At 66.0% G+C, this 25,291-nt stretch carries 20 protein-coding genes and 1 pseudogene; 12 read left to right on the plus strand and 9 right to left on the minus strand.

Features of this window, described 5'->3' with window-relative positions; translation table 11 throughout:
* The 4 genes and pseudogenes from ABZS66_RS46045 to ABZS66_RS46060 form a co-directional block, all read left to right on the plus strand.
* Positions 1 to 118: pseudogene (locus ABZS66_RS46045) on the plus strand (IS5/IS1182 family transposase); the annotation flags it as partial.
* 365 nt (positions 119 to 483) lie between these two features.
* A complete protein-coding gene (locus ABZS66_RS46050) occupies positions 484 to 1,398 on the plus strand; it encodes a carotenoid biosynthesis protein (protein ID WP_354769373.1) in 915 nt (304 codons plus the stop codon).
* A gap of 187 nt (positions 1,399 to 1,585) precedes the next feature.
* The gene (locus ABZS66_RS46055) at positions 1,586 to 2,104 is read left to right on the plus strand and encodes a nitroreductase family deazaflavin-dependent oxidoreductase (RefSeq protein ID WP_354769374.1); all 519 of its coding nucleotides are present in this window, start codon (positions 1,586 to 1,588) and stop codon (positions 2,102 to 2,104) included.
* Between the two features lie 35 nt (positions 2,105 to 2,139).
* Positions 2,140 to 2,352 carry a hypothetical protein gene (locus ABZS66_RS46060; RefSeq protein WP_354769375.1) on the plus strand — a complete coding sequence of 71 codons (213 nt, stop codon included), beginning with the start codon at positions 2,140 to 2,142 and terminating at the stop codon, positions 2,350 to 2,352.
* 110 nt (positions 2,353 to 2,462) lie between these two features.
* Here ABZS66_RS46060 and ABZS66_RS46065 read toward each other — a convergent pair whose 3' ends face one another.
* The 3 genes from ABZS66_RS46065 to ABZS66_RS46075 all read right to left on the minus strand — a co-directional run bounded on the left by ABZS66_RS46065 (position 2,463) and on the right by ABZS66_RS46075 (position 5,851).
* Complete coding sequence (locus ABZS66_RS46065) at positions 2,463 to 2,945, minus strand: SDR family NAD(P)-dependent oxidoreductase (protein ID WP_354769392.1); 483 nt, start codon at positions 2,943 to 2,945, stop codon at positions 2,463 to 2,465.
* Positions 2,946 to 3,308: 363 nt separating this feature from the next.
* Positions 3,309 to 4,790, minus strand: a complete 1,482-nt coding sequence (locus ABZS66_RS46070; RefSeq protein ID WP_354769376.1) for a DHA2 family efflux MFS transporter permease subunit — start codon at positions 4,788 to 4,790, stop codon at positions 3,309 to 3,311.
* Positions 4,791 to 4,933: 143 nt separating this feature from the next.
* Positions 4,934 to 5,851, minus strand: a complete 918-nt coding sequence (locus ABZS66_RS46075) for an oxidoreductase (RefSeq protein WP_354769377.1) — start codon at positions 5,849 to 5,851, stop codon at positions 4,934 to 4,936.
* Between the two features lie 2,493 nt (positions 5,852 to 8,344).
* Here ABZS66_RS46075 and ABZS66_RS46080 point away from each other — a divergent pair.
* The 6 genes from ABZS66_RS46080 (at position 8,345) to ABZS66_RS46105 (ending at position 14,637) form a co-directional block, all read left to right on the plus strand.
* A complete protein-coding gene (locus tag ABZS66_RS46080; RefSeq protein WP_354769378.1) occupies positions 8,345 to 9,793 on the plus strand; it encodes an MFS transporter in 1,449 nt (482 codons plus the stop codon).
* A gap of 334 nt (positions 9,794 to 10,127) precedes the next feature.
* Positions 10,128 to 11,300 carry an ABC transporter substrate-binding protein gene (locus ABZS66_RS46085; protein WP_354769379.1) on the plus strand — a complete coding sequence of 391 codons (1,173 nt, stop codon included), beginning with the start codon at positions 10,128 to 10,130 and terminating at the stop codon, positions 11,298 to 11,300.
* A gap of 34 nt (positions 11,301 to 11,334) precedes the next feature.
* A complete protein-coding gene (locus tag ABZS66_RS46090; RefSeq protein ID WP_354769380.1) occupies positions 11,335 to 12,225 on the plus strand; it encodes a branched-chain amino acid ABC transporter permease in 891 nt (296 codons plus the stop codon).
* Complete coding sequence (locus ABZS66_RS46095) at positions 12,225 to 13,118, plus strand: branched-chain amino acid ABC transporter permease (protein WP_354769381.1); 894 nt, start codon at positions 12,225 to 12,227, stop codon at positions 13,116 to 13,118. Before ABZS66_RS46090 ends, ABZS66_RS46095 begins: the two co-directional genes overlap by 1 nt.
* Positions 13,115 to 13,942, plus strand: coding sequence for an ABC transporter ATP-binding protein (locus ABZS66_RS46100; protein WP_354769382.1), 828 nt, complete (start codon positions 13,115 to 13,117; stop codon positions 13,940 to 13,942). The genes ABZS66_RS46095 and ABZS66_RS46100 overlap by 4 nt, the downstream gene beginning before the upstream one ends.
* A gap of 44 nt (positions 13,943 to 13,986) precedes the next feature.
* The gene (locus tag ABZS66_RS46105; protein WP_354769383.1) at positions 13,987 to 14,637 is read left to right on the plus strand and encodes an ABC transporter ATP-binding protein; all 651 of its coding nucleotides are present in this window, start codon (positions 13,987 to 13,989) and stop codon (positions 14,635 to 14,637) included.
* 117 nt (positions 14,638 to 14,754) lie between these two features.
* Here the strand turns inward: ABZS66_RS46105 and ABZS66_RS46110 are convergent, their stop codons facing one another.
* Complete coding sequence (locus ABZS66_RS46110; RefSeq protein WP_354769384.1) at positions 14,755 to 15,393, minus strand: TetR/AcrR family transcriptional regulator; 639 nt, start codon at positions 15,391 to 15,393, stop codon at positions 14,755 to 14,757.
* A 140-nt stretch (positions 15,394 to 15,533) separates the two neighbouring features.
* On the opposite strand from ABZS66_RS46110, the gene ABZS66_RS46115 reads away from it, so the two are divergent.
* On the plus strand, positions 15,534 to 16,007 hold the full coding sequence (locus ABZS66_RS46115) for an SDR family NAD(P)-dependent oxidoreductase (RefSeq protein ID WP_354769385.1): 474 nt from the start codon (positions 15,534 to 15,536) through the stop codon (positions 16,005 to 16,007).
* Between the two features lie 529 nt (positions 16,008 to 16,536).
* Here ABZS66_RS46115 and ABZS66_RS46120 read toward each other — a convergent pair.
* The gene (locus ABZS66_RS46120; protein WP_354769386.1) at positions 16,537 to 17,406 is read right to left on the minus strand and encodes an alpha/beta hydrolase; all 870 of its coding nucleotides are present in this window, start codon (positions 17,404 to 17,406) and stop codon (positions 16,537 to 16,539) included.
* Between the two features lie 456 nt (positions 17,407 to 17,862).
* On the opposite strand from ABZS66_RS46120, the gene ABZS66_RS46125 reads away from it, so the two are divergent.
* Entirely contained in the window at positions 17,863 to 18,747 is an 885-nt protein-coding gene (locus ABZS66_RS46125) for an NAD(P)-dependent oxidoreductase (protein WP_354769387.1), read from the plus strand.
* Here the strand turns inward: ABZS66_RS46125 and ABZS66_RS46130 are convergent.
* The 4 genes from ABZS66_RS46130 to ABZS66_RS46145 all read right to left on the minus strand — a co-directional run.
* Entirely contained in the window at positions 18,713 to 19,465 is a 753-nt protein-coding gene (locus ABZS66_RS46130; RefSeq protein ID WP_354769388.1) for an SDR family oxidoreductase, read from the minus strand. The genes ABZS66_RS46125 and ABZS66_RS46130 overlap by 35 nt on opposite strands.
* Before the next feature lie 36 nt (positions 19,466 to 19,501).
* Complete coding sequence (locus tag ABZS66_RS46135) at positions 19,502 to 20,713, minus strand: cytochrome P450 (protein WP_354769389.1); 1,212 nt, start codon at positions 20,711 to 20,713, stop codon at positions 19,502 to 19,504.
* A 1,389-nt stretch (positions 20,714 to 22,102) separates the two neighbouring features.
* Positions 22,103 to 24,925 (minus strand): PQQ-dependent sugar dehydrogenase, encoded by a 2,823-nt coding sequence (locus ABZS66_RS46140; RefSeq protein WP_354769390.1) that lies wholly within the window; start codon positions 24,923 to 24,925, stop codon positions 22,103 to 22,105.
* 167 nt (positions 24,926 to 25,092) lie between these two features.
* A partial coding sequence (locus ABZS66_RS46145; RefSeq protein ID WP_354769391.1) for a discoidin domain-containing protein occupies positions 25,093 to 25,291 on the minus strand: 199 nt, incomplete at its 5' end.

Genomic DNA, 25,291 nt, shown 5'->3' on the forward strand with positions numbered 1-25,291 from the left:
TGCGTCACGCCGTGGAATGCGGCATCAACCAGCTCAAACAACACCGCGCCATGGCCACCCGCTACGACTCGCCGTCCGCTTCGAAGCCACCGTCACCATAGCCGCCATCAGCCAATGAATCCGCGCGTTGTGAAACGCGGCCTAGGCGGCTTGCCGGGCAGGTGGTACGCGAACGCTTCTCGAACCTCTGTTGCCTTGCTACGAAGCCGGTTCTCAGTGGCTCCAACGAGCCGCCGGTGTCCCCCTCGGGGTTGCGTCGCGACCATGCGTGCTCTCTTGTGCGACGATGCTCGATGTACCTACGATGGGATCGAATGTCGTTTCCAATAGCCCGGGCATTCGAGGCCCAGTTTGGCGGCCCGCGGGCGCTGAAGATCATCGTGAGGCGAGAGGATCTTGATGCCGCCATCGGCAATGTCACGTCGGCAGTCGCGACTGGGCGTGAGGTGGGTTCTGTGGAGTGCAGTCGCAGTGGACGCGGCAGTGACGTTCCTGCCGCTGCCGCTGGACGGCCTGCTGCTGACGATGCTGAGCCTCCTCGCGGAGCTCGTCTTCGCAGTGGTGCACGGACTGCTGTCGTATCGCTGGAAAGGCGTCGTGGTGTTCCTGGTTCTCGCGCTCGTCGTGAGTAACGCCCTGGAGAACCTCAGTGTCCGCACTGGCGTGCCGTTCGGGCACTACCACTACACGGATGAGTTGGGCCCGAAGCTGTTCGAGGTACCGGTGATCATCGGCCCTGCCTACTTCGCGGTCGGCTACCTGGCCTGGAAGGTCGGGGCGGTCCTGTTCGACGACGTTCGCCGCGGTTCCGGCTGGCTCACCACCATCGGCACCCCGCTCACTGCCTCGTTCGTCATGGTCGCATGGGACCTGTCGATGGACCCGCAGTCGTCGACGCTGCGGGGGCGGTGGACCTGGGAGGGCGGTGGTGGCTTCTTCGGAGTCCCGATCACCAACTTTCTTGGCTGGTCGGTCACCGTCTACCTGTTCTACCAACTCTTTGCGATCTACCAGCGTCGGTGTGGTGCTCAGGCAATCCTTGCCGAGCCGTTGCCGAGGTGGTATCGGTTGATGCCAGTCATCGCCTACGCGGTCATCGCTCTGGACTACGTTGGCACGTACCTGGCCGGCGGGCATGATGGTGTGTCGAGCGAGGTTCGAGACGAGGTCGGCCACGTCTGGCGTGCTGCCGACATCTACGAGTCGTCTGCCTTGATGGCCGTCTACACCATGCTGTTCGTCGCGATACTGGCATCATTGAAGATCGCCCAGGATCCGCATCACTCCGACCGGCCGCAAACTTCTCGGGACAATGGGGAAGGAGCATCGATCGTCGAGACGGCCGAGCCATCATCGGTGCTCCGCCGAGTTCGCGCGCGTGGGGACCGTGCGGGTTGAGCCCGGGCGACCTGGATGGGCCGGAGCTTGCGGCTGTATGTAGATGTACTGATCAGACTGGAAACACTGAAGAATGTCCTTAATGGACACTGTCTCGAGCCGAACCGGCCCGGATTCTGCTGAGGGCAACGCCGTCCATCATCGGCAGCGTCGTGAGGCGCCAAAGCTGTAGCCACGAGGATGATCAATGTACGACCACGCCCAAGCGAACATGCTGCGTCGATTGGTGCGGAGGGCTGCGACGAGCTGGCTGGTGAGCCGGCTGTCCGTAGGCGTCCTGCACCGTATAGATCGTGGTGCATATCGCTTTAGCCGCAGGAAGACCACGTTCTCAACGTGGGCCTCCGGGCTTCCAGTCGTGATGCTGACGACGACTGGCGCGCGGACCGGGCAGTCCAGGACGACGCCTGTGCTCGGGGTTCCTTACGGCAACGGGTTTGTCCTGATCGCGTCGAACTTCGGCCGGCGGCGCCATCCGGCGTGGTACCACAACCTTCGCATGCATCCCAGGATCATGCTCACTGTCGATGGTGTGTCCCGCGAGTTCGAGGCGTACGAACTCTCCGGTAAGGAGCGGGAACAGAGGTTCGAGGCGGCGGTCCGGATGAACCCGGGTTTGCTGAACTACCGAAGCTGGGCAGGCGATCGCCAGATTCCTGTGGTCGGGCTCGACCCGATTGCGAGTGCGCCGGAGAGCTGGCAGTGAGAAGTAGCACTTTGCCGTATAGCGGCGGGGCCGCCGTGCCGAAGCGGCCCCTCGGCGAGACCTTCGGTCTCGCCGAGGCTGCCGCCGTGCCAGCGCAGGTCGTCGGCCGAGAGTTCGGGCAGGACGTCGAGGTTGCCGCCATTGATGGCCTCCTCGAAGCGGCGCACGGTCGCGGCTGGGTCGGTGGAGAGGACGCCGAGCTGGTCGAGTTCCTCGGGTGTGGCATCGGGCCGGTCGGTCGAACGTGAGAACTCCACCCAGAGGGCGTCACTGTTGGCGAGAGCCTGGGTAGCCTCGCGTGCTCCGGTGATAGCGTCGGTCCCGAGGAGTAGCCGTACCGGCCGCTCGTCGAGGCGGCTCAGGCGTAGGACGGCCTCGGCGGCGAGGGCTGGGTCGCCGCCGACAGTTCCGCGGATCCGTTCAAGGAGATTTGCGATGGCGCCGATGGTGGGCTGATAGGGAACGCCGATCGGGAGACGGCCATGGACGAGCCGGCGCATTCCGTCTGTACGCCTCCTGGTTCGATCGCGGTGACCATGATGCCCAGCGGCCCGACCTCTTGAGCCAGGAGCTGTGCGAAGCCGTTTACCGCCCATTTGGCGGCCTGGTAGGCGGCCAGGCCGGCGGTGCCGATACGGCCGCCGACTGAGGAGACGTTGATGATCCGTCCGGCGCCCTGGGTCCGGAGGGTTGGCAGGACGGCCTGCGAAACGTTGACCATACCGAAAAGGCTGATGTCGATCTGCGCGCGGAAGTCCGTGGGGTCGGTGTCCTCGATCGCGGAGAGGTTCGCGTAGGCGGCGTTGTTCACGACGACGTCGATCCGACCGTATGTGTGCAGGACGGTGTTGACAGATGCCTCGACGGGGGGAGGTCGGTGACGTCGACCGCCGCTGTGCGCAAGTTGTCGGGATAGCGTGCTGCCAACTCGGCGAGCGCATTGGGACGGCGCGCGGTGGCGAAGACACGCTCGCCTGCGCGAGTGCGGTCTCGACGATCGCGCGTCCCAGGCCGCGGCTCACGCCGGTGACGTACCAGATCTTCGGTTCCCTCTTCACTCCTTTGTTGGTCGATTAGGCATGTCCGCACGTGCCCGGACGGCGGTCATGTATGGCGTGTCCGACTTGGTCGGGGCGAGCGAGCGGGTCAGGGTGAGGAGGCGTCGTGCGGGATCGACGATGGCGCTGCGCCATCCCGGTGAGCGTCACGTTTCCGTTGGTCGGTCTCCCTGATCAGGTCGTGCCATCCGGCCGGTATAGAAGGCCAGGCCGATTCCGGCAAGCGAGACGGTCGCGGCGGTGAGGAAGCCGCCGCGAATGCCGGTGGAGGTGGCGATCAGTCCGTCGGCGCCTCGGGAGGTCTGACTGCTGGTGACAGCGGACATGACAGCGATGAGCAGGGCGCCGCCGGCCGCTCCGGCGACCTGTTGGACGGTGTTGAGGATCGCGCTGGCGTGAGGCGTGAGCGGGGCTGGGGTCGCATTCAGGCTGATGCTGAACAACGGGGTCATGAGCAACGCAATGCCGACGCTGAGCAGGATGTGAGCGGCGATAGCCCAGCCGTAGGGGGTAGTCTCGTCGAACCCGGCGAGGGCCCAGAAGGCTGCCGAGAGCACGATGGTGCCCGCTGGCAGCACCGTGGCAGGTCCGCTCCGGTCGGAGATACGGCCGACGATCGGAGCAAGAATGCCCATGACGATGCCGCCGGGCAGTAGGGCCAGCCCGGTCTGCGCGGTGGTAAGGCCACGTACGTCCTGTAGGTACAGCGGTAGCAGGAGCAGTGAGCCGAACAAACCGATCATCGTAAGGGCGAGCAGCGTCACCGCGGCCGAGAAGGCCGGCGAGCGGAAGGTGCGCAGATCGACCAGTGCGCGGTCGGCGCGCCGCAGTTGCCTCCAAGAGAACAGCGCGAGCGTAACACCGCCGATCGTGAGCGCAGACCAGGCGGGGAGGGCGCTGCCGGAGTCGGCGGTTTCGCCAAGACCGGTGAGGCCGAAGATGATGCCGCCGAATCCCATCGCAGCGAGCAGGGCGGAGACCACATCGAAACGCGCTGGCTCCGGGGTGGTCACGTTGCGGATGGCGAAGAGACCGTAGATGAGGGCCGCACTCGCGATCGGAAGGGTGAGCCAGAACAGCGCTCGCCAGCCCAGAGCGTCGAGGACGAGGCCAGAGGCGGTCGGGCCCATGGCTGGCGCGACTGCCATCACCAGCGTGATCGCGCCCATCGTACGGCCACGGACCGCAGGTGAGACCAGCGTCGCAACCGTCGTGAGCATCAGGGGGGTGATGATGGCGCTGCCCATGGCCTGGACCACCCGGCCGACCAGGAGTGCCTCGAAGCCCTGCGCTGTAGCGTCGAGTAAGGTTCCGGCCAGGAACAGGCCCATGGCGATGATATAGAGCACGCGGAGACGGAAGCGGCGCACGAGGAAGGCTGTGATCGGGATGACGATCGCCATCGTGAGCATGAAGCCCGTGGTCAGCCACTGAGCGGAGGTCGCCGGCACGTTGAGGTCGTGGATGAGCGGCGGGATCGCCACGGTCATGACCGTCGCGCTGAGGACGACGACAAATGTGGACGCGAGCAACGCGGCGATCATCGCCGCGTCCGATCGCGCGAGGCGGGCCGGCTGCGCCGCATCCTGGGTGCGGGCTGCCGCCGGGCGGGGAGCGATGAGGGTCATCAGAGGCCTTTCTCGATGCGGACCCTCGCCGCGCCGAGGAGCGGTTGCGGGTGGTTGTGGCCGAGCGGACGTATTGCGTCGTCTCAACGGACGCCGTCGAGGAGTGCGTCGATCCAGATGGCCGTGCGCTTGTGGACCGGGGATCAGATCGTGAAACGGATGTTGGTAAGACGCTCGCTATCGGTCCACAGTCGGGCGCCCTCGGCGAGGTCGTTGGTGTGATCGGGCAGCGTCACCTGCTTCGGGGTGCCGGACGTCTGGTCGCGGCCTGCCGGCGCATAGAAGCCGCCGTTGACCACGTCTGGGCTGGTTGCCGCGTACAGTGACGGCCAGGCCGCGCCCTCGGGCGAACCCATCGCGATGTTGCGGGCGAGGGCGATCACGGCCCTGGACAGCAGGTTCGTGCTGTGCCGCTGGAGGTTGGTCATCGCCGATCCTGGGTGCACCACGAAGGCCTTGATGTTGCTGCCCGCCAGCCGGCGGGCGAGCTCCTGGGTGAAGACGACATTCGCGCGCTTCGACTTCGCGTACGCTTTCATGGCGCCGTAGGAGCTCTCGCTCATCAGGTCTTCGAGCCGTCCGCTGCGCCAGGTCGCCGCGATCGCGCTGACTGTGATGATCCGTGCCGCCCTCGAGCGGCGCAGGGACGGCAGCAGCCCTGCGGTGAGCGCGAAGTGCCCCAGGTGGTTGGTGCCGAAGGTCAGCTCGAATCCGTCGGCGGTCTTGCGACGCTCAGGGACGTTCATCACGCCTGCGTTGTTGAAGAGCAGGTCGATCGTCTCCGTAACCGTCAGCTGCAACGTTGCCGCGGCGATCGAGGCGAGCGAGCCGAGATCCACGACGACGGTGTCGAGCAGCGCGTCCGGCTGCGCGGCACGCAGCTCGGCGACGGCCCGGTCGAGTTTGTCCTGATCACGGCCGGCCAGGATGACCCGCGCCCCGTGACGGGCGAGCACCCGGGCGGTCTCCAGACCGATACCGCTGTTTCCGCCAGTGATGAACGCGGTACGGCCGGTCAGGTTGCCGATGTCGTTCGGAGTCCAGCTCCCGGCCGGGGCCAAGCGCGGGGCGTTGCGTGTCGTCATGACAGCTCCAATCAACTACTTGTTTGTTTTGTTGAGCGGCAGGCGAACTCTTGACAGGGAGGTCTTCGGCCCCGTGGGGTCATTCCGGAGCCCGTAGCCGTCCGACCGCCATGATCGGTATGGCTAGCAGGCTCTCGACTGACCGGTTAGGAAGAAGCTAAGCAGTGACCCCAGCATCTGTCAACTAGTCGGTTAGTTGACCCGTCCACTGGTCGGCGCACATTATCGGGTGTCCATCGCGGTCCTGGCCGCCGACGGCGCCACCGGGAGGGCGGTCGTGACGAGAGCTTCGCCGATCTCGTGAGGATCTGGCTAGCGATCGCCTCCGGTATCTGGCTCGCCGTGGCCCTTCGATGAGGGCCTGATCTTGGCCCTGGCGTGGAGGTCCTGACCTGAGTATGGCAAAGCGCCTGCTTGCCGTCGGATGCCGAGACTCAACGCGTGAAGCCCGAGTCAGTTCCGGCTCGAAGGACGTATGAACGCTGTTCAACTGCACGTCACTTCAGTGGACTAACCGAATAGTTGCAATTTGCAGCTCCGATGCTCGGTCTCAACTAGCCGGTCGGATAGATGGTCCGACGTGATCGATCTTTCCGAGGCGAACGCCCTCGACTGATGACCCGGGATGTGGGTTTCACAGCGAGGAAGGAAGATCGAATAGAACACCAACTTGGATCCGGCGACGGCGGCGCCGCACGTCACTGCCCCACTGGTCTACGGCTCCCACGCAACGACCACGGGTGGGCATCGTGCTCGGTGGCGGCGAGGAGACCGACATTGCCCGGCAGGCGGGGGTGCTCGCCCTGGAATACCAGGCGCAGCTGACGCCTAACGTTGTCGTCGGCATGTCGGCTAGGCGCGATCGTGGGAAGCTACTTCGGCGTGGAGATCGACCTCAACCGACTCGTCGAGAAGGAACGTTCCGGTGAGGTGGCGACAGCGCCGCTGCAAAGCGGGTGCCGGTATGAGCGCGATTCCAACGGAGATCATCGCGGCACTCAACTCCACCGGGGGACCGGTGGAGGAACGGGAACAGATCGTTGGGCAGCTGGCGATGAAGGCGCCCGTGCCGATGTCCGGTACGGCGTTCGGCAGCTACGTCGGCACGATGCTGCCCGGCGCGAGGTGGCCGGAGCCGGACTTCCGCCCCACCTCTGTCAACGCCGAGAACGGCAAGACGGTGTTGTGGAAGCGCATCGACGGTGTTCCGCTCGCCGCAGAGGTCGCGCGTCATCAGCTGCGGTGCCCGGGTTCCTGCCCGCCGTCGAGGTCGACGGAGGACGCTACGCCGACGCGCCGCGGGCCTCCTTCTCGGCAGACCTGGTCGCGGAGGAGCAGTTGGATGCCGTCATCTACATCGGGATGCCGACGCCGAAGCTGTTGAACACGGTCGAGGAAGGGGCTCAGCGAGCTCGAGGCCGGCGGGCTTCGGGTGGTTCGGGTTGCCGTTGGTGCCGACTCCGAACTACTCACCCGGCGAATCACTGGACCCGAAGATCAGGCCGCAGGCGGTCGAGATTGACCTTCGTGACGGGGCTTCGGCAGTCGACAGTGTTGCCAGGGTCCTCCACCCCTGAACTGGGTTCGCTGGGGCTGGCGTCACGAGCGCCACCCCCGGCCCGGCGAGTGATGCCGCATGACCAGTCGTGGTCGCCGGACCGGACGCACCCGCGTGACGGAGTGACCATAGTGGACCCGGACACCCACGCCGACGGCACGTCTGGCGCCCGTCGGCGCATCCGGGGCGCCCGAGTAGCCCCAGTAGCAAGCCGGGAAGTTCGCCATTGGTGTTGCGACAGGCCGAGAAGTTAGCCGCAGTTCAGCAGGTCCCAGGATGCCACTGACGCGCCACGCGTTTGCTTACCGCAGATGCATACCCCCGAAGGGGCAGCGGCATCATGATCACCTTTGCTGGTAAGCAGCCCGGAGTGATCGGGCCTGCGTCGCCCTCTTGCGTCACCGCCGTCGTGAACGCCGGTCGATGGGCGTGCTCATTGCCGACGAGTGACGGACTCTGGCGCAGAGTGTGCCAGCATACACGATACTCGACCCCGGCCTGAATCGCACCGAAGCACTGTTGTCCACAACGCTTATGGATATCTGCTCGGCGTTTCCCGACTGGCGGGCCGCTGCCCACCGGCTCAACCGTGCGCTGCTGCTGGCGGGGGCGATACCCCAGTTGGTCGCCCGAGATGAGCGCTGGCGCATCGTGGTCGCCGGCCGTGATCTCTTGCCGAGGCGGTCACAGCGTTGGCGGTCCTTGTCGCTGTGGCTGGCTGGCACCGGCTCAAACGGTGTACCTGTTGCGGGCGGCCCTTCGTTAATCGCACCCCATGGCGCGAGCCGCCTTGGCTGTGCGGACCATCCCGCTCCCCTGTGACACTGACTTCCGTCTCATCGACGTTTGTCTGAGCCGTTCCATGGCCGACAAGCCAGGGCACGTTGACACACTGGTTAGTATTCTGTGACATGCCCTTGGTTGCATCCAGCCCCCGTCTGACGTTCTGGGTGCTATCGGTCAGCATCTGCTCGTATTCCTTGCTCCAATCCGTCTCGGTTCCTACCCTTCCACTGATTCAGGAAGAGCTCGACGCGTCGCAGTCGACCGCTGTGTGGACTTTGACCGCGTTTCTGCTGTCGGCGTCGGTCGCCACGCCGATCATGGGGCGACTCGGAGACTCGTTCGGCAAGCGCAGGATGTTGGTGTGGAGCCTGGCCGCCCTTGCCGTAGGGGCGATCGCCTCAGCGGCAGCGCCCACTATCGAGGTCATGATCGCGGCGAGGGCGCTGCAGGGGATCGGAGGAGGGGCGGTCCCGCTGTCGTTTGCCATTGTCAGAGACGAACTTCCTCCCGAAAAGGTCCCAGCCGCCATCTCACTGAACTCGGCGATGTTGGCGATCGGGTTCGCCGGTGGGATCGTCTTCGCCGGTCCGGTTGCCAGCGCACTGGGCTTCCGGTATGTATTCCTTCTACCCGCCGTCTTGTCCGTGGTCAGCTCGGTGGTCACCTGGCTCGTGGTGCCCGAGTCCCCTATGCGCACGCGTGCGCGGGTGTCGATCGTGCCCGCCGTTCTACTCGCGGGCTGGCTTGTGTCGCTCCTGCTCGGTGTAAGCAACGGACCGCACTGGGGCTGGGCTTCTCCGGCGGTCCTTTCCCTGCTGGCGGCCGCGGCGGTGCTCGCGACACTCTGGGCCTGGGTCGAACGACGGATCGATGTGCCGCTCATAGACCTCCGTCTGATGACCCGGCGCGGCGTATGGACGGCCAACCTGGTGGCCTTGGCCATCGGCATGACCATGTACGGGATCTTCGGGTTCCTGCCGCAGTTCGCCCAGACCCCACCGTCGGCCGGGTACGGGTTTGGCATGTCGGTGACCGAGGCCGGACACATGATGCTGCCTTCCGCTGCGACGACCTTCTTCTCGGGAATGGTGTCTGCCCGCCTGGCCGCACGGATCGGCATCCGGCAGGTGATCGTCCTCGGATGCCTGGTGTCGTCCGGGTCGCTCATCCTGCTTGCCTACTCGCACGGCGACAAGTGGGAGACATACCTCGCGGCCGGGCTGACCGGGTTCGGCACTGGCCTCGTGTTCGCCTCTCTGGCAAACGTGATCGTCGCCGCGGTGTCGTTCGAGCACACCGGTGTCGCCACTGGCATGAATGCGAACATCCGAACCATGGGCGGAACCATCGGCACCGCCTTGATGACCACGCTCGTGACGGCGAGGCTGTTGCCCTCGGGTCATCCCCAGGAACGTGGGTATGTGACAGGCTTCGTTTTCATCGCCGGTGCCGCGTTCGTTGCCGGCCTGGCCGGGATGCTCATCCCCGGCAGCGGGTCGACTTCGCGGACAGTCCGTGACGACGTCGAGGCCGTTGCCGCCGACGTCGGTGGCGGCACGCCCCGGAGCAGTTGACCGATCTCCGATGTGGAGGCGGCGGTACGGGCCGCCAAGGCCCGGCCGCGCCGATGCACACATGGCCACGATCCGAGTGAGCCTGGACGTGAGCGCGAGGCCCACTGCTGTCTGACCGCCCCGACCGCCCCGGTCGCCCCGTGGTGGCAACGAGCGGTGCCCTCGTCCGCCGGGCAGAGACCAGGCGGCGCGACACTTCGAGCGTCCTTCCGGAGACAACCCCGTAACGACCTGAAAACAGCCCGTTTTCAGGGATGACACATGGCGCGAATTCTGTGTTAGTGTGCCACGACTGTGTGAGGCGCGTTACATTGCACCGGAGCAGGAGAAGTGTATGAAAAGGGTTACAACCAGCCGGATCGCCGGAGCTGGGATCCTTGCCTTGATCCTCAGCTCGGGGTTGTCCGCTTGTGGAAGTGACGACGACGACGGCGCGGCGTCCAGTGGCCTGCCGGCCAGAGTGACGATCAAGGCACTGAGCGACCTTACCGGTGCCACTGCCTTCCTGGGCAAGCAAGCTGAGAACGGCATGAGGATCGCTCTGGAGGAAATCAACGGGCAGAAGTTCCTCGGCGACACCAGGCTCGAGATCGAGACCACCGATCTGGGCAGCAACCAGCAGACTTCGGCGAGCGAGGCCGCGAAGGCTGCGGCGGACAAGTCTGTCCCGCTGGTCATCGCCAACACGGTTACGCCGATCGCGGCCGCCGCCGCGCCGATCATGCAGCGCCAGGGAGTGCCCTTCATTTCGAGCCTCTCGGGTGTCCTCGGTGTCAATCTCGGTGAGTACACCTACATCCTTCCGACGCCCGTCCAGAGCATGCAGAAACTCGCGGCGGGGTACCTCAAGTCCAAGGGCACGACCAAGCTCGGGATTCTCTACGACTCCTCGAACGCCACCCAGCAGGACATTGCCGAGAAGATTTACCCCGGTCTCGCCGACGAGTACGGTCTGACCATCGTCGAGACCATCGCGGTCAACAACAACACCGTCGACCTGTCCGCGCCAATCAACAAGCTGCTCGGAGCCGGCGCCGACGCGATCTTTCTGGGAGTGGCTGGCGCGCAGGCCGCCACGGCGGTGCAGCAAGCGGGTGAGCACGGGTTCACGGGCAATTTCGTGGCCACTGCGGGCGTCGCGGGCGGCGTGCTGAAGCCCGCTGGCAAGTACGCGATCGGCGTGACCTGGTCGAACGACTTCAGCGCCGTGTCGACGGCCGAGCGCAGCAAGTCGTTCACCGAGGTCTACAAGTCGAAGTACAACGGTGAAGCGCCGATCCAGGGTGCCGCGTACGGCTATGACGCGGTATGGCTGGCGGCGCGCGCCATCAAGCAGGCGAACAGCGTCAACCGCGGGGACGTGCTCAAGGGCCTGCAGGAGGTCACTTCGGGGACGATCGACAACTCACCCCGTGGCGGAGTCACCTTCAAGGATCGGGTGTCCTACTCCACGGGCCTCCTCGTCCAGTGGGACGGCACCAAGGAAGTAGCTGTCCCGCAGCCGTGACGCGCCATGACGCGCTCGAGAGCAGGGGAGAGTCATGCACGAGATCATCTACGCCACCACATTGGCGTCGGTGTACCTGATGTTCGCACTAGGGCTGAGCATCACCTGGGGAACAATCGACGTACTGAACTTCGCACATGGTTCGATCTTCATGTTCTCGGCGTTCTCGGTGTATCTGATGCTCGAGCACTTCGACACCGGGATGGGGTTGCTAGTCATGGTGCTAGTAGGTGCTGGAGTGGGGGCCCTGCTCTCGGGCGCGGTCCATCTGCTGGCCTTCGAGCCGTTGAGGAGGCGGGCCAACGCCCGCGACCGTGAGATGCAGATGCTGATCGTCGGTGTTGGTCTGTCGGCCGTACCGGTGGCTCTGGCAAACAAGATCACGGGGGGCAATCCGTTCGGGTTGCGCAACGACGCCCTCAAGGTGGAGACACTGCACATCTTGGGGGTCCCGATCACCAGCGTGCAGCTCATCATCATGGTCGTGGCGTTCGCGATGGCGGTGGCCGTGCAGCAGTGGCTGCGGTCGTCCCGGCACGGACTCGCCCTCAGGGCGATCGGTGTCGACGACGAGACGTCGTCGATGATGGGCGTCAACCGGAGTCGGCTGGCGCTCGTGACCATGGCCGGCGCAGGCGTCATGGCCGGGCTGGCAGGTGTGCTCGTCTCGTTGAGCTTCGGGGCGATGACGCCGAGCACCGGCGACTTCCTCATTCTCAAGGCCTTCGCCGTCATCATCATCGGCGGTGTGGGCAGCGTCACCGGCGTGGTCGTCGGGGCGTTCGTCCTGGCGGGAGCGGAGACCTTGATCCTGACGTTCACAGGAGGCACCTGGGTGGATGCCATGTCCTTCGCTCTGATCTTCCTCCTGCTGCTGGTCCGCCCTCAGGGCATCTTCGGCCGACGTGCGGTGGTGAAGACCTGATGGATTTCCTGGGGCAGAACGAGATCCTCGTCCAGTCGACGCTGACCAACTTTCTGCTCGCAATGAGCCTGTTGGTCTGTCTGCGGGTGGGAGTCTTCTCCTTCGGGGGCCTGGCCTGCTTCGGAATTGGGGCCTACTTCACCGCGGTCGCCAGCATCCATTGGGGGTGGGGTGCCTTCTCGTCGATCTCGATGGCGATGCTGATCTCCATGGCCTTGGGTGCCCTGCTCGCGCCCATCGTGAGAGGCTTGACCGGTCTGGCCATGGGCATGGCTACCATTGCCTTCACGCTGATTGCCGGTGTCGCCGCGAGAAACGGTGGTGAACTGACCGGTGGTGCCGAGGGACTCTTCGGCATCCCGATCATGGTCGGGACCGGCACTGCTCTCCTGATTGCCACGGCCATGACGATACTGCTCGCACTCAGCGAGCGGGGACGAATGGGACGGATGATCGAAGCAGTACGCGTCGACAATGAACTCTCACTCAGCACTGGCATCTCGGTTCAGACGGTGCGGTTCGTCGCGTTCGTCGTCAGCGGCGCGATCGGCGCCCTCGGTGGGGGACTGGCGGCGTCGTTCCGGAGCATCGTCACTCCCCTCGACCTCGGCTTCGGGCCTGTGATTCTGGCCCTCACGATGCTCATTGTGGGCGGAGCGAGGTCCTGGCTCGGCGCTCTGATCGGTGCGGTGTTCTTCACCTGGTTGCCCACCGTGCTGACGTCGGTGGGCGAATGGCAGGGAGTTGTCTACGGCGTGGTCGTCGCTGCGGCTGCCATCTGGGTTCCCGGCGGCGCGGTCGGCGTGGCTACCGACCTCAGGCGGCGGCTCGCGGTCAAGCGCCGTGTGCGGAATGCGATCCCGGTGAAGCCGAAGAAAGCGATGGTGTCATGAGCCAGGGATCCGAGATCACAGCCGTTCCGGCGTTCCACGGGCCCGGCGGCACTGCCGGATCAACGCCCGAGACGACCAGCATGGGTGTCCTGCGGGCCGTGAGCCTCTGCATTCACTTCGGTGGCGTCAAGGCTGTTGACCAGGTGAGCTTCCAGGTCGAGGCGGGCTGCTTGTTCGGCGTGCTCGGCCCGAACGGCTCGGGCAAGAGCACGCTGCTCGCGGCAATCACCCGTCTGCAGCGGCCCACCTCAGGCCGGATCTACCTGCACGGGGAGGACATCACCAAGCTGCCTCCCAACAAGCTGGCGAGGCGAGGCGTGGGTCGGACGTTCCAGACTCCTCGGCTGGTTCCGACGATGGATGTGAAGGCCAATGTCGCCCTGGCTGCCGACCGGCGTTCACGTCCCCTCTGGGACCGCCCGACGAAAAGCGGGAAAGGGCGAGTCGACGACGTACACGCGGCGATGACCCGGGCCGGCATCGCCGATGCGGCGGACTTGTTTCCCGAGGAGATCTCCTACGGCAACAGGCGCCGCGTGGAGATCGCACGGGCGCTGGCCCACGATCCCAGTCTCCTGTTGCTCGACGAGCCCACGGCGGGCATGAACCGCCAGGAGCGCGACGAGATCTCCGAACTGCTCGACTCGTTGCGAAAGCAGGGGCTCACCCAGGTCCTCGTAGAGCACGACGTCCCGATGATGGTGGAACTTTGCGACGTGATCCTGGCCATGGTCCAAGGACAAGTGGTGGCCGTGGGGAACCCGAAGGAGGTCATCGCGAACGAGACCGTGCGTAAGGCGTACCTGGGAAGGAAGCGCAAATGACTTTGGAGGTCCGCGGCCTGACCGCGGGGTACGACGGTCAGCCCGTGGTCCGCGATGTCACGCTGCAGGTCAGTTCCGGTGAGGTTCTCGTCATCTTCGGCGTGAACGGAGCGGGTAAGAGCACCACGTTGCGCACCATCGCCGGCCTGGTCACCGCAATGTCCGGAACGGTCACGCTTGACGGTGCGGACATCACCAAGAACGGGACGCATGTCCGAGCCTGTCATGGGCTGGTGCTGGTACCGGAGGGCCGCAGGGTCTTCGCGACCCTCTCGGTCGAGGAGAACCTGCGGATCGGCGGCTACACGGTCAGCAAGAAGGACCGCACGGCCGGCGTCGAGCGCGCATACGACCTGTTCCCGATCCTCCGCGAGCGGCGGCACGGGCAGGCGGGCCTGCTCAGCGGCGGTGAGCAGCAGATGTTGGCCATCGCCCGAGGGCTCATGTCCAATCCGCGCATGATGCTCCTGGACGAGCCGTCGATGGGTCTCGCGCCGACGGTCGTCGACGTCGTGATGGACAGCGTACGCGGCATCGCCGATGACGGTGTCGGGATCGTTATGGTCGAGCAGGACGTCGAGGTCGCGCTCTCCATCGCCGACCACGCTCGGGTAATGGTGCGGGGCGAACTGCGTGAGGAGCGTAACGACGGGCTCGGCAGCCAGTCGGTACTGCAGTCACTCATGGGCAACTGAAGGATGCGAAGCGGGAAGCCGGTCAGTGCGGCGATGCTCTGCTCGTCGGGGCTCACCTGTTGACGAAGCTGGTGTCCGCCGGCAGGGCGACGCCTGTGAGGTGCCGCGTTGAGGTCGTTACTGGCTTCGCGTGGTGGCGGTGTTCTTGGGTGCGGCTTTCTTCACGACGGGTGCCGGAGTGGCGATGCCGGTCAGGCCCGGTACGACGAAGGTACGCAGGAGGATGCGTACGTCGTCGTCGTGCTGGCTGATCACCGGGTTGGGTCCCAACAGGGAGAATACGACATGGGTGACCCACTCGACGGCGTCCTTCACGTCGACGTCGCGGCGCAGCTCGCCCCGTACTTGGGCACCGCGGATGAACGGGCCGAGGAACCGCTCCACGAGAGCGGTGAACTCCTGTCCTCCGAAGAGGATCTCGAACGTCTCACCTGCGGTGTCCACTCCGAAGAGCTTCGACAGCGTAGGGCTTTCCGCGACGCGACGACTCATCGCGAGTGTCACCTCGACGACCGCGTCCGCGAACGGAAGCGTCTCGTAGACCCGCCGGCCCTCGCGGCTCATGTCCTCGAGTTCGTGCGATACGACCGCGGAGAAGAGCTCGTTCTTGTTGGCGTAGTAACGGTAGATCGTGCGGCGCGACAGCCTGACCTCAGCGGCGACATCGTCAATGGTGGTTTTGGCGACGCCTAACCTGAGGAAGCAGGCGGAGGCGCTTTCGACGATGCGAGCGCGTGTCGCATCGCCTGGCTCCACCCTGGCGGTTCGTAGGTCAGCCATCACTCCGCCTGTCGTTGATCCACCAACTCAAGCCAATATAGCTTCCAGCGTGTCCATTTCGACGAGTTTCACAGACCTAGGGGCATGCCCCGAGCCGTGACTCATACCACCGACCTATGTCACAACACGACTCTGTTTGTGCTCTAGTGCCAAAGCTGGCAGGGTGGCCTCGCGTCATCAACGCGGACGGGGGAGGCGGAGCCGTTGCCGCGCCAACCGACGTCCGCGATGAGCATCAGGTAGGCCAGTTGGTCGACGCTGCTGTGGCCACCTTCGGTCGTGTCGACATCGTGGTGAACAATGCAGGTGGCACCTACCTCAAGCCCCTGGACTCGTTGTCGTTGGCCGAGTGGAACCCGGTGGTGTTGCTCAACCTCTCGAGCGACGTTCATCATGACGAAGGCGGCGGTTCCCCATCTGGAGGCAATCGGCGGGACGATCATCAACATCTCGTTCTCCTCCGCTTCCACGGCGCCATGGGCGGTGCTCCTTACAGTGCTGCGAAGAGCGGGGTCGAGATGGTCACCGAGATCGCCGCCGCCGAGCTGAGCCCTCGAGGCATCAGAGTCAACTCGTTGCCCCCGGGCTGATTCGGTCCGAGCATGCCGAGTATGCCGAGCATGCCTGGGGCCGGGACGGGCTCGATCTCGCCGCCGCCGAGGGCACGCATACCTATGCGTAGAGTAGGCAAGTCAATTGACGTTGTGAGGATCGTGCTGTTTTTTGCCTCCGGGCGGGCGTCATGTCTTACCGGTGAAGTCGTCCATGCGGGACCGCGGTCCGCAGATGGATTGAATCGACGTTCCTGAATATGGCTTCTGATCCTGCAGGTGCTGGGCCGGCGGCCCTCGTCGCGGGCCCGTTCCTCGGGCCTGGTGCTGGCGACGGCCGGATCGGTCATCGGGCGACCGATCTGGCCGTCGCCCGATGAGGAGCTTCATGATCTCGTTGGTGCCGCCGAAGACTGGTTGGATCCTGGCGTCCTGGTGGGCCCGGCCGGCTGCATACTCGAGCAGTAGCCGCCGTGGGGCTCCCCGTCGTTGGGGGCGACGATGGCATGATTTGCGATTCATTGTGCCACGTCGGATGCGCGTGCGTCTCCTGTGGACCAGGCGGGACTCAGCCACCGGGGCACGGGAAGCCGGGCACCGACGAGTTCAGCTCGGACACGATTTGATTCAGGAACGTGTCGTTCTCGTCGCCGGCCACCATGTGCCTCGCCTCAGGCACCTCGACGTGCCTGGTGTGGGGGCCGAGGGCCAGGAACCGCTCCACATCCTCGGCGAGGATGACATCGCTGAACTCGCCCCGGACGAGGATGATGGGCACGTCGAGTGCGCGAACGGCCGCCGTCATGTCCTCGGTCTGGCGCTGGTACCAGGCCTCGTGTGCGAAGTCGAGAGTGCGGGGGTCCCAGTGCCATGTCCAGCGGCCGGTCCTGTTTGAGTGCCGCAGGTTGCGCTTCAGGCTATCGACGGTGCGGCCCTGCCGGTGGGGGAGGTACGCCGCCACTGCCTTGTGTGCATCGGTGAGGCTCTCGAACCCGTCGGGGTTTGCCTGCATGAACCCGACGATCCGTGCGACACCGGTGCGCTGCATGGTGGGAGCGATGTCGACCAGCACGATCGCCCGGATCCGCTCCGGCGCGAGCAACCCTGCTCCCAGGGAGGTCACGCCGCCGAGCGATGCGCCGATGAGGATGGTGGGGTGACCTTCTGCCAGGTTCGCGACGAGGTCCCGGGCGTGGTCGCGGAACGAGTAGCGCCCCTCGGGATCCCAGGGGCTTTCGCCGTGGCCGCGAAGGTCCACGTTCAGCACGGAAAGCCCGAGCTGACGAAGTCGTTCCGGCGTGCGGCCCCATGCCTGGCGCGTCTGACCTCCGCCGTGCAGCAGCACGGCGTCCCAGGGTTTTTGCCCCCAGGTGTCGCCGACCAGTCGAAGGCCGTCGGCGCCATCGACCTTGAGTGAGTACTCAGTCTCTGTTGTCATCGAAAGCGTCCTTCAGCGGTGAACTCGATCCATCCTCCTGCTGTCACAGTGGCACATATTATGTGCATCGTCCATGTTGCTTCGAAGTGGAGGGTCGGGGATGGAGCGCATCGAGGGCCGATTGGTCCTGGAAGTGCCTGGCCTCTTCGTGAGCGGAGAGGCTTCCTCGGTCCATGGGTGGCGCCCGACCTGTACAGAGCCCCAGGTCGAAGGCTACGGTGGCACGTAGGCACACGTTGTGGTGCTGTGTGACGAGCGTGCTCGAGGCCGGACGTTGAGGAGCCGCATGACAACGCCATACCAGATGTACGATGACGGGAAGTGGGTCGCCGCGGCCTTTGGCCGAACGTACGACTCCGTCGCCCCTTTGACGCAGGCACCGTGGACAACCCTGCCGCAGGTACGAGCAGATGACGCAACCGCAGACCGTACGCTTCGCGATCGACCAGGGCTGACGTGACCTCGCCACGCCCACGTTACCGGCCCGCCCTGCGGGTCGGGTTCGTCGGGCTCGGCGACATGGGCGCTCCCATCGCCCGCCGGATCGCCGATTCGGGATTCCCCACGGCCGTGTGGGCTCGACGCCCCGAGTCGTTAGCGCCGTTCGTAGACGTCAAGCATGCGCCGGATCTGGCCTCGCTGGCAGCCGGTTGCGACGTGGTCGGCATCTGCGTCTTTGACGACGAGGATGTCAGGGACGTCATGCTGGCACCGGGCGGCCTGCTGGCTGGCGCGAGCCCGGCCACGGTGTTCATGGTACACAGCACGATCGCGGTCTCGACCTGTCGCGAGCTGGCGGTTGTGGCGCAGAATCGGGGAGTCGTCGTCATCGACGTACCAGTAAGCGGCAGCCGCCTCAGGGCTGAGGCCGGCACGCTGAGCGTGATGGTTGGCGGGCCGGTCGAGGCGGTGCAGCGGGTGCGGCCGGTGCTCGACACCTTCGCCGTGCACGTCTACCACCTCGGAGGGCTGGGGTCGGGTCTCGTGGCAAAGGCGCTCAACAATGTCCTGTTCTTCGCCAATCTCCACCTGGCTGCCACAGCCGTCGAGACCGCAGCGGGTCTCGGTCTTGACGAGACGACGGCCGCGACCGTGCTCCGCAGCTCGAGTGGGTCAAGCGTCGCGCTGACGTCGATGCTGGACATGCTCGTGACCGACGGGAACCGCGCGGAGCACGCCCGGCGGGCCGCGAGCAAGGACCTGGCAGTCTTTACCGAGCTCCGTCGTGCGGCGGGGCTGCCGGCCGTGGAGCTCGAGCAGATCGTGGCCCAGAACGCCGGGCATGTCCTGCCCGAGCCTGGCCGGTTCACAGCAAGAGTGGATAGCCTCCCGAGACCTTGATCGTCTCGCCTGTGATGAACGAAGCCTCCGGCGAGCACAGGAAGCGGATCGTGTCGACGACGTCCTTCATCTCGCCGCGGCGCTTGACGAGTTGCCGTCCGTTCACGAAGTCGTCGTAGACCTCGTCGCCGAGGTCGGCCAGTGCGGCTTCGGTGGCCATGAGCCCGGGCGCGACAGCGTTGACCCGGATGCCGTCCGCGGCGAGTTCGTGGGCGAAGGCCGTCGTGAGGCCACGCACGGCCAGCTTGGTCACGCCGTAGATGCTGACCACCTCGTAGGCGGCGATGGAGGAGAGGTTGACGACTGAGCCGCCGCCGCTCTTCGCCATGAGCGGCCGGCAAGCCAACGTGCCGTAGACGACTCCCATCACGTTCACGTCGACGCATCCCCGGAGCTGGTCCGGCGAGAGCTCACTGAAGGGCCTGCTGTACGTCGTAAGGTGACGGCCGGCATTATTCACCAGCACGTCGAGCCGCCCGAACACCTCCTCCACTTCGCGCACGGCACGTTCCATGGATTCGATGTCGGCCACATCCACCTGCACCGGCAGCGCCACACGATCGCTGCGCTTGAGCTCGTCGGCGAGCACCTGCGCGGCGCCGAGGTCGATGTCGGTCACCACCACTCGCGTGCCGTCGGCAGCGAAGGAGCGGGCGAGCTCGCGGCCGAAGCCGGCTCCCGCTCCGGTGATGAGGGCGACGGGCGCATCCTTGTTCAACGTCGGCTCCGATTGGTTCGGGTCCTGCTGACCGTCCTACCACCGAATGCGGAGCGCTTCGAGGCCCCGGACGATGTGGTGATCGCGCCATACGATGGGGCCGTCGATGGCCATGTCAGCCAAGCAGGTCCGCGCCATCGAATTGAAGGCCGCAACCAGTTCGGAACGTGCCAGTCCGTTTCCCACGCAGTAGTGCTCACCCAAACCGAAGGTGATGTGCGGGTTCGGCTCACGAGTGATGTCGAACTCGTGAGGGCGTTCGACAACCTCGGGATCGCGGTTCGCGGCCGCGGTGAGGGCCATTACCATACTGCCGGCGGGGATCACGGTGCCGTCCACGTCGACGTCTTCGAGGGCAACGCGGGGCAGTCGCAGTGCGCCAGGCGGTGAGAACCGGATCATCTCCTCGACCGCGGCGGTCGCGCGTTGCGGCTGCGCCACCAGCAGTCTCAGCTGTTCGGGGTGACTCAGGATTGTGAGGAGGCCGTTGGTCATCGTGGTCGCGGTCGATTCGAAGCCCGCGTGCAGAATCTCGGCCAGGATCCCGATGAGCTCCCGTTCAGAGAGGCGGCCCTCGTCGGAATAGGCACGCAGGAGGATCGACACAAGGTCGCCTCCGTCGCGGTCGCTTTCGCGCTCGTCCAGGAGGTTGCGCAGGTAGGCGGCGATGCCCGTCATTGCGTCGTGGCGCTCGGTGGCGAACGCGACGTCGACCTTCCCCGTCACGTGCTCGAGGAGCACACCCATCCATTTCTCCAAGGTTGACCGGTCTTCGAACGGGACACCGAGTACCTCGCACAAGGCACGCACCGAAAGCGGGCGGGCGTACTCGTTCAGGAACTCAAGTTCGTGCCGGTCGAGGAGGGGCTCGAAGTTCGCCAGTTCCTCCACGAGTGGATGCCAACGTGCAATGTTTCGTGCGCTGAACGCTTGGTTGACCACCTTGCGCATGCGCCGGTGCTCCGCGCCGTCCTCACAGACAAGACGCGTCGTGTACTGCTCTGCGGTCTCCCCGCTGAGGGCAGACGTGCGTGCTGCGGCCTCCTTACGGCTCATTCGTGAGTCACGGAGGATCGACTGACAGTCGGCGTGGCGGGTCAGCATCCAGACGCCGGATGTCGTCCGCAGCACAGGCGCTGCCTCGCGCATCTCATCGAACAGCGCCCACGGGTGCGCACGGACGCGGTGGTCCGTCAGGAGTAGGTCCGCGCGTTCCGCAAGGTCACGCGCTGCGGCCGTTGTGGTCATGGTGGTCACTCCGTCCATCGGTCGACAACGCTCGCCCACGGGCATACACCATTCAGGAGTGACGTTAGGCGCCTTGACACATAAGTTCAATACATGTGACGGTGTGACACGTCCGTGGGTCTGCGGCTACGCGTTGGCCGGAAAGTACCGCGACGTGACAGGGGCGGACGTCGCCGCCAATAGTCGGAAGGCCGGTGGGTCAGTCCGCGGACCGGATGTGGCTCAGCAACAGCTGCACCGCACCGGCGGGCGGCACCCCGGACCCGGTCCAGACCGCGTGCAGTTCCCGCCGGAGTTCCAGATCCGGCACCGGCACATTGCGCTGCCGCCCGGCCCGCAGATCGTCGTCATAGCCAACTGGCTCAGCACCGCAGGCGCGACGCCGGCCACAACCGCGGCGCGCACCGCGGCCTGCTCGACAGCTCCAGCACCGGTGGTGCCTGCGTCGCTCTACCACCCAGCAACCCCCGTTGGCTCTGGCGTGAATACACTCCCGGCGAATGTAACGCGAGGCAGCTCAAGCCGACATCTCGCTTGCGACGATCGGTTCGAATGACGAGTGGCCGATTCGTCCTGGATGGAGCCCGGGGGAGCCGCTGCCGGTCGGTCAGTGGCCTGCGGCGAAGGTGCCCGAACTGCTCGTTTGGCCCGCATCAGCTGCGGCTGCTCGGGTTGCCGGGGTGAGCGAGTGAACGCTGCGCCGGCTGGCCTGGGAACCTGCTCCGCCGCGGTCCGGCCATCCGGCCGGCCGGCAGCCGCCAGTCAGCCCCCATAGCGGGCGGGGTTGGACGGCCAACTCAGACGCGGCAGCGGGAGCACAAGCCGAAGATCTCCAACGTGGTCCGACGTCCATGAAGAACACGCAACGACCTGAACCGCCTGATGCTCACTCTCGACGCCTGGGAGAAGCCGTCGATGCCGAGCACGAGCAGGACCGCGCGACAGTGCCCAACCGGCTGCTTGCCCGAGGCCGCCGCCTACCCCCGGCAACGGACCATGCCGGTGGCACCTGCACTGCCGGAACGCCGGCCAGCCGGGCGGGCGTTCGGGTTTCCGGCGATGCAGCGTTGCGCCGAGGGCGACGGCTGCGAGTGGGGCGCCTCGGGCGCCAGCGAGAAGATCCGCGCCAACCCTCGTCGCGTCCCGCGGCGTCCTGTCCGCCATCGCCGCGGCCCGCCGTCGGCACGCGCGGACGTCGAGTAGTGCCTGAGCGACGGCGATGGTCGGCAGTTCGGTGTCGACAGACTTCGGCGAGCGCCCACCCCTGCGTGGGCGGCCGAACCGGTCATCGATCGTCACGCACGGGTGTGGTCAGAAGGGTGCCGATGTCTGTCGTTGCCGGTAGGTCGACACCCTTCACTGTGTCCATGACTCAGGGATGGTTGGGACTTACTCGTCTAGGTTGAACTTCTCCCACGGCCCGATGGCCGTGCGGTTGGCGATGAGCGGGTCGGCGCCCGCGTTCTCCGCCGTGACGTACCTCCCGTTGGCCTGTGCACGCAGGCTGACGCTGCCGTCGGAGTTGTTGACCAGCGTGAATGTCTCCCATGGGCCGACCGCGGCTCGGTTGGCGATGAGCGGGTTGGCGCCGGCGTTGTCCGCGCAGACGTACATATTGTTGACCTTGGCGCGGAGTGCGTAGTTGCCGCCGCCCAGGCTGATGAGGTCGTAGCGCTGCGCGACGCCGTTGGTGATCGAGTTCGCGATCAGCGCCGACGTTCCCGCCGTCACGTACTGGTTGTTGACCTGCGCCCGCCATGCGACCACCGGGCTGGTCGGGGCGCTGGCGGTGGTCAGTGTGAACGAGTCGATGTCGAACAGGGCGCCCGCGCCGCCTTTGAACACCAGGTACAGCGTGGTCGAGCCGGCCGGGACGCCGGTCAGGTTTGCGTTGACGTTGGTGAACGTGTCCCAACTGCCGGTCACAGGCACTGTGACGGTGCCGTGCAGGGGGCCGGTCGCCGAGCCGGTGTGTACCTCGATGGTGCCGCCGGCGCCGGCAGAGGAGGTCCGCACGCTGATCTGGGTCGCGTTGGAGATGTTGTACGGCGTGTACGCAATCCAGTCATTATTGTCGATGTATCCGGCGGTGCGGCCGCCTTCAGCTGGTGCGTGGTCGGCCAGTTGCACGCCCGACTGTGAGGCGAAGTGTTCGCCCTGGCGTTTCTTCGGTTGTAGGGTGCGGGTGCTGCGTGAGGTCAGCCCGCCGTTGTCGGTGTAGCTGGCGTCGAAGACGCCGAAGATGTTCGCCGCCGAGTCGTGCTCACCGTCGACCGGGATGGTGATGGTGCCGGAGCAGCCGGTCTTCGAGGTGATCGAGTGCGCGTGGCTGTCGTGGCCTAGCGAGTACGTCACGGTTACCCGGGCGCAGTTGATCGTGCCGTCCTCCGGGTCGGAGACGCTCACCGTGTACGGCACGGTGTCACCGAAGTTGAACAGTTGCCCGTTGCCCGGGGTGGTGAGGTTGATCGTCGGCGCGGCGTTGCCGACGGTTATGACGAGGCTTGCTGTCCCGGTCAGGCCGCCTGGGTCGGTGACCCGCAGCGTCGGGGTGTATGTGCCGTTGGCAGTGTAGGTCTTGGTTGGGTTGGCTGCCGTGGATGTGGTGCCGTCGCCGAACGTCCACAGGTAGCTCAGCGCCCCGCCTTCTGGGTCGGCGCTGCCTGCTGAGGTGAAGTTGACCGTCAGCGGGCTCGGGCCGGAGGTTCGGTTGGCTGAGGCGACCGCGACCGGGTTGCGGTTGCCACCGCCGATGTACTCGATCCGGAACAGACCTTGGTTGTTGGAGCCGGTGCCGTAGTCGAGTACGTACAGTGCCCCGTCTGGGCCGAAGGCCATGTCCATGACTTGGGTGCCGGTCCACGGGAACGCCGAGATCTCGCCCGGTGTGCCATCGGCGTTGACCGCAATCGCCTTGATCCAGCGCCGGCCGTACTCGCCGGCGAAGTACCGTCCGTCCATGGACTGCGGGAACTTCACCGTCGAGGTCGACGAGGCGTTATAGCGGTAGACCGGGCCGCCCATCGGTGACTCCGAGCCGACGCCGAACTCCGGCGGGCTGCCGGCGTCGCCGGAGTACCGGATCCAGGCGGCCCGGGCTGGGGGCAGGGTGGTCTGGCCGGTGTTGCGGAACGAGTTGTTGGTGGGGCCGCCGGCGCAGTTGTACTTGGCCGCCGACGGGCCGGACGGGAAGGTGTACTCGTTGTAGGTCTCGCTCGTGCTGTTGGAGCCTGTGCAGTACGGCCAGCCGTAGTTGCCCGGGCTGCTGATCCGGTTGAACTCCACTTGCCCGCTGGGGCCCCGGTTGGCGTCGGTGGTGCCTGAGTCTGGGCCGTAGTCGCCGAGGTAGACGATGCCGGTGGGCTTATCCACGCTCATCCGGAACGGGTTGCGGAAGCCCATTGCGTAGATCTCGGGCCGGGTGTTGGGGGTGCCCGGCACGAACAGGTTACCCGCCGGGACGGTGTACGAGCCGTCGGTCTGCGGCTTGATCCGCAGCAGCTTGCCGCGCAGGTCGTTGGTGTTGGCCGAGGAACGCTGCGCGTCGAACTGAGGGTTGCGGTTGGTGCGCTCGTCGATCGGGGAGTATCCGCTGGACTCGAACGGGTTCGTGTCGTCGCCGGTGGTCAGGTAGAGGTTGCCGGCGGTGTCGAAGTCGATGTCGCCGCCGACGTGGCAGCACTGGCCGCGGTCGTTGTCGACCTGCAGGGTGATCCGCTCGCTGCTGAGGTTGAGGGTGTCGTCGGGGTTGAGAGTGAATCGCGACAGCCGCAGGTGGCCCTTCCACGGCGCGAAGTCGGCTGTGTTGCCGGTGACGGGCGCGTCGCCCGGTGGGGTGCTCAGCGGCGGCGAGTAGTAGAGCCAGACGTGGCGGTTGGTGGCGAAGTTCGGGTCGACCGCGACGCCCTGCAGACCCTCCTCGTCGTGGGCGTAGACGTTGAGCTTGCCGACGAGCTTGGTGTTGCCGTCGACGTCGGTGACCCGCACCGAACCGTCGCGGGCGGTGTGGATGACCGAACGGTTGGGCAGGACCGCCAGCGACATCGGCTCGCCAAGCTCGGCCGCGCCGGTGGCCAGCGAGACCTGCTGGTAGTCGGCGGCCGGGATGGGGGCGGCCTGCGCGGCGGGTGCGCCCGTCGCCGACAGTGCCGCGCTCGCGGCCAGGATGGCGGCGGCGGCGGACCACAGCCGCCGTCTGGGGACGTGTCTCATGTGCTTCCTTCCGGTGGGATCCCCCGGCGAGTGGGGGCACGCGCTGGCGGATGGGACGGAGCAAGCAGGTAGGTGCGGTCGCCGGGCTCGCCCGCCTCGTGGCGGCGGGCGAGCCCAGCGACCGACAGCGGCGCCGGGGTGAGGACGTCGGACGTGGGCTGCTCAGCTCAGCTGCCGTAGATGTCGAGCTCCCACAGCGAGTAGCCGTACTGGGTGAGGGCGCGCTGGGTGCCGTAGACGCGTACGTAGCGGCCGGTGCCGGTGACGTTGAGGTCGTCGACCCCGCCGTCACCGGTCGTGGTGGAGTAGATCGTGGTCCAGGTGCTGTTGTCGGGCGAGGTCTGGATCTGGTACGCCCGTCCGTAG

This window comes from Dactylosporangium sp. NPDC005572 (genome assembly GCF_040605515.1).
In the GTDB taxonomy this organism is placed as follows: Bacteria; Actinomycetota; Actinomycetes; order Mycobacteriales; family Micromonosporaceae; genus Dactylosporangium.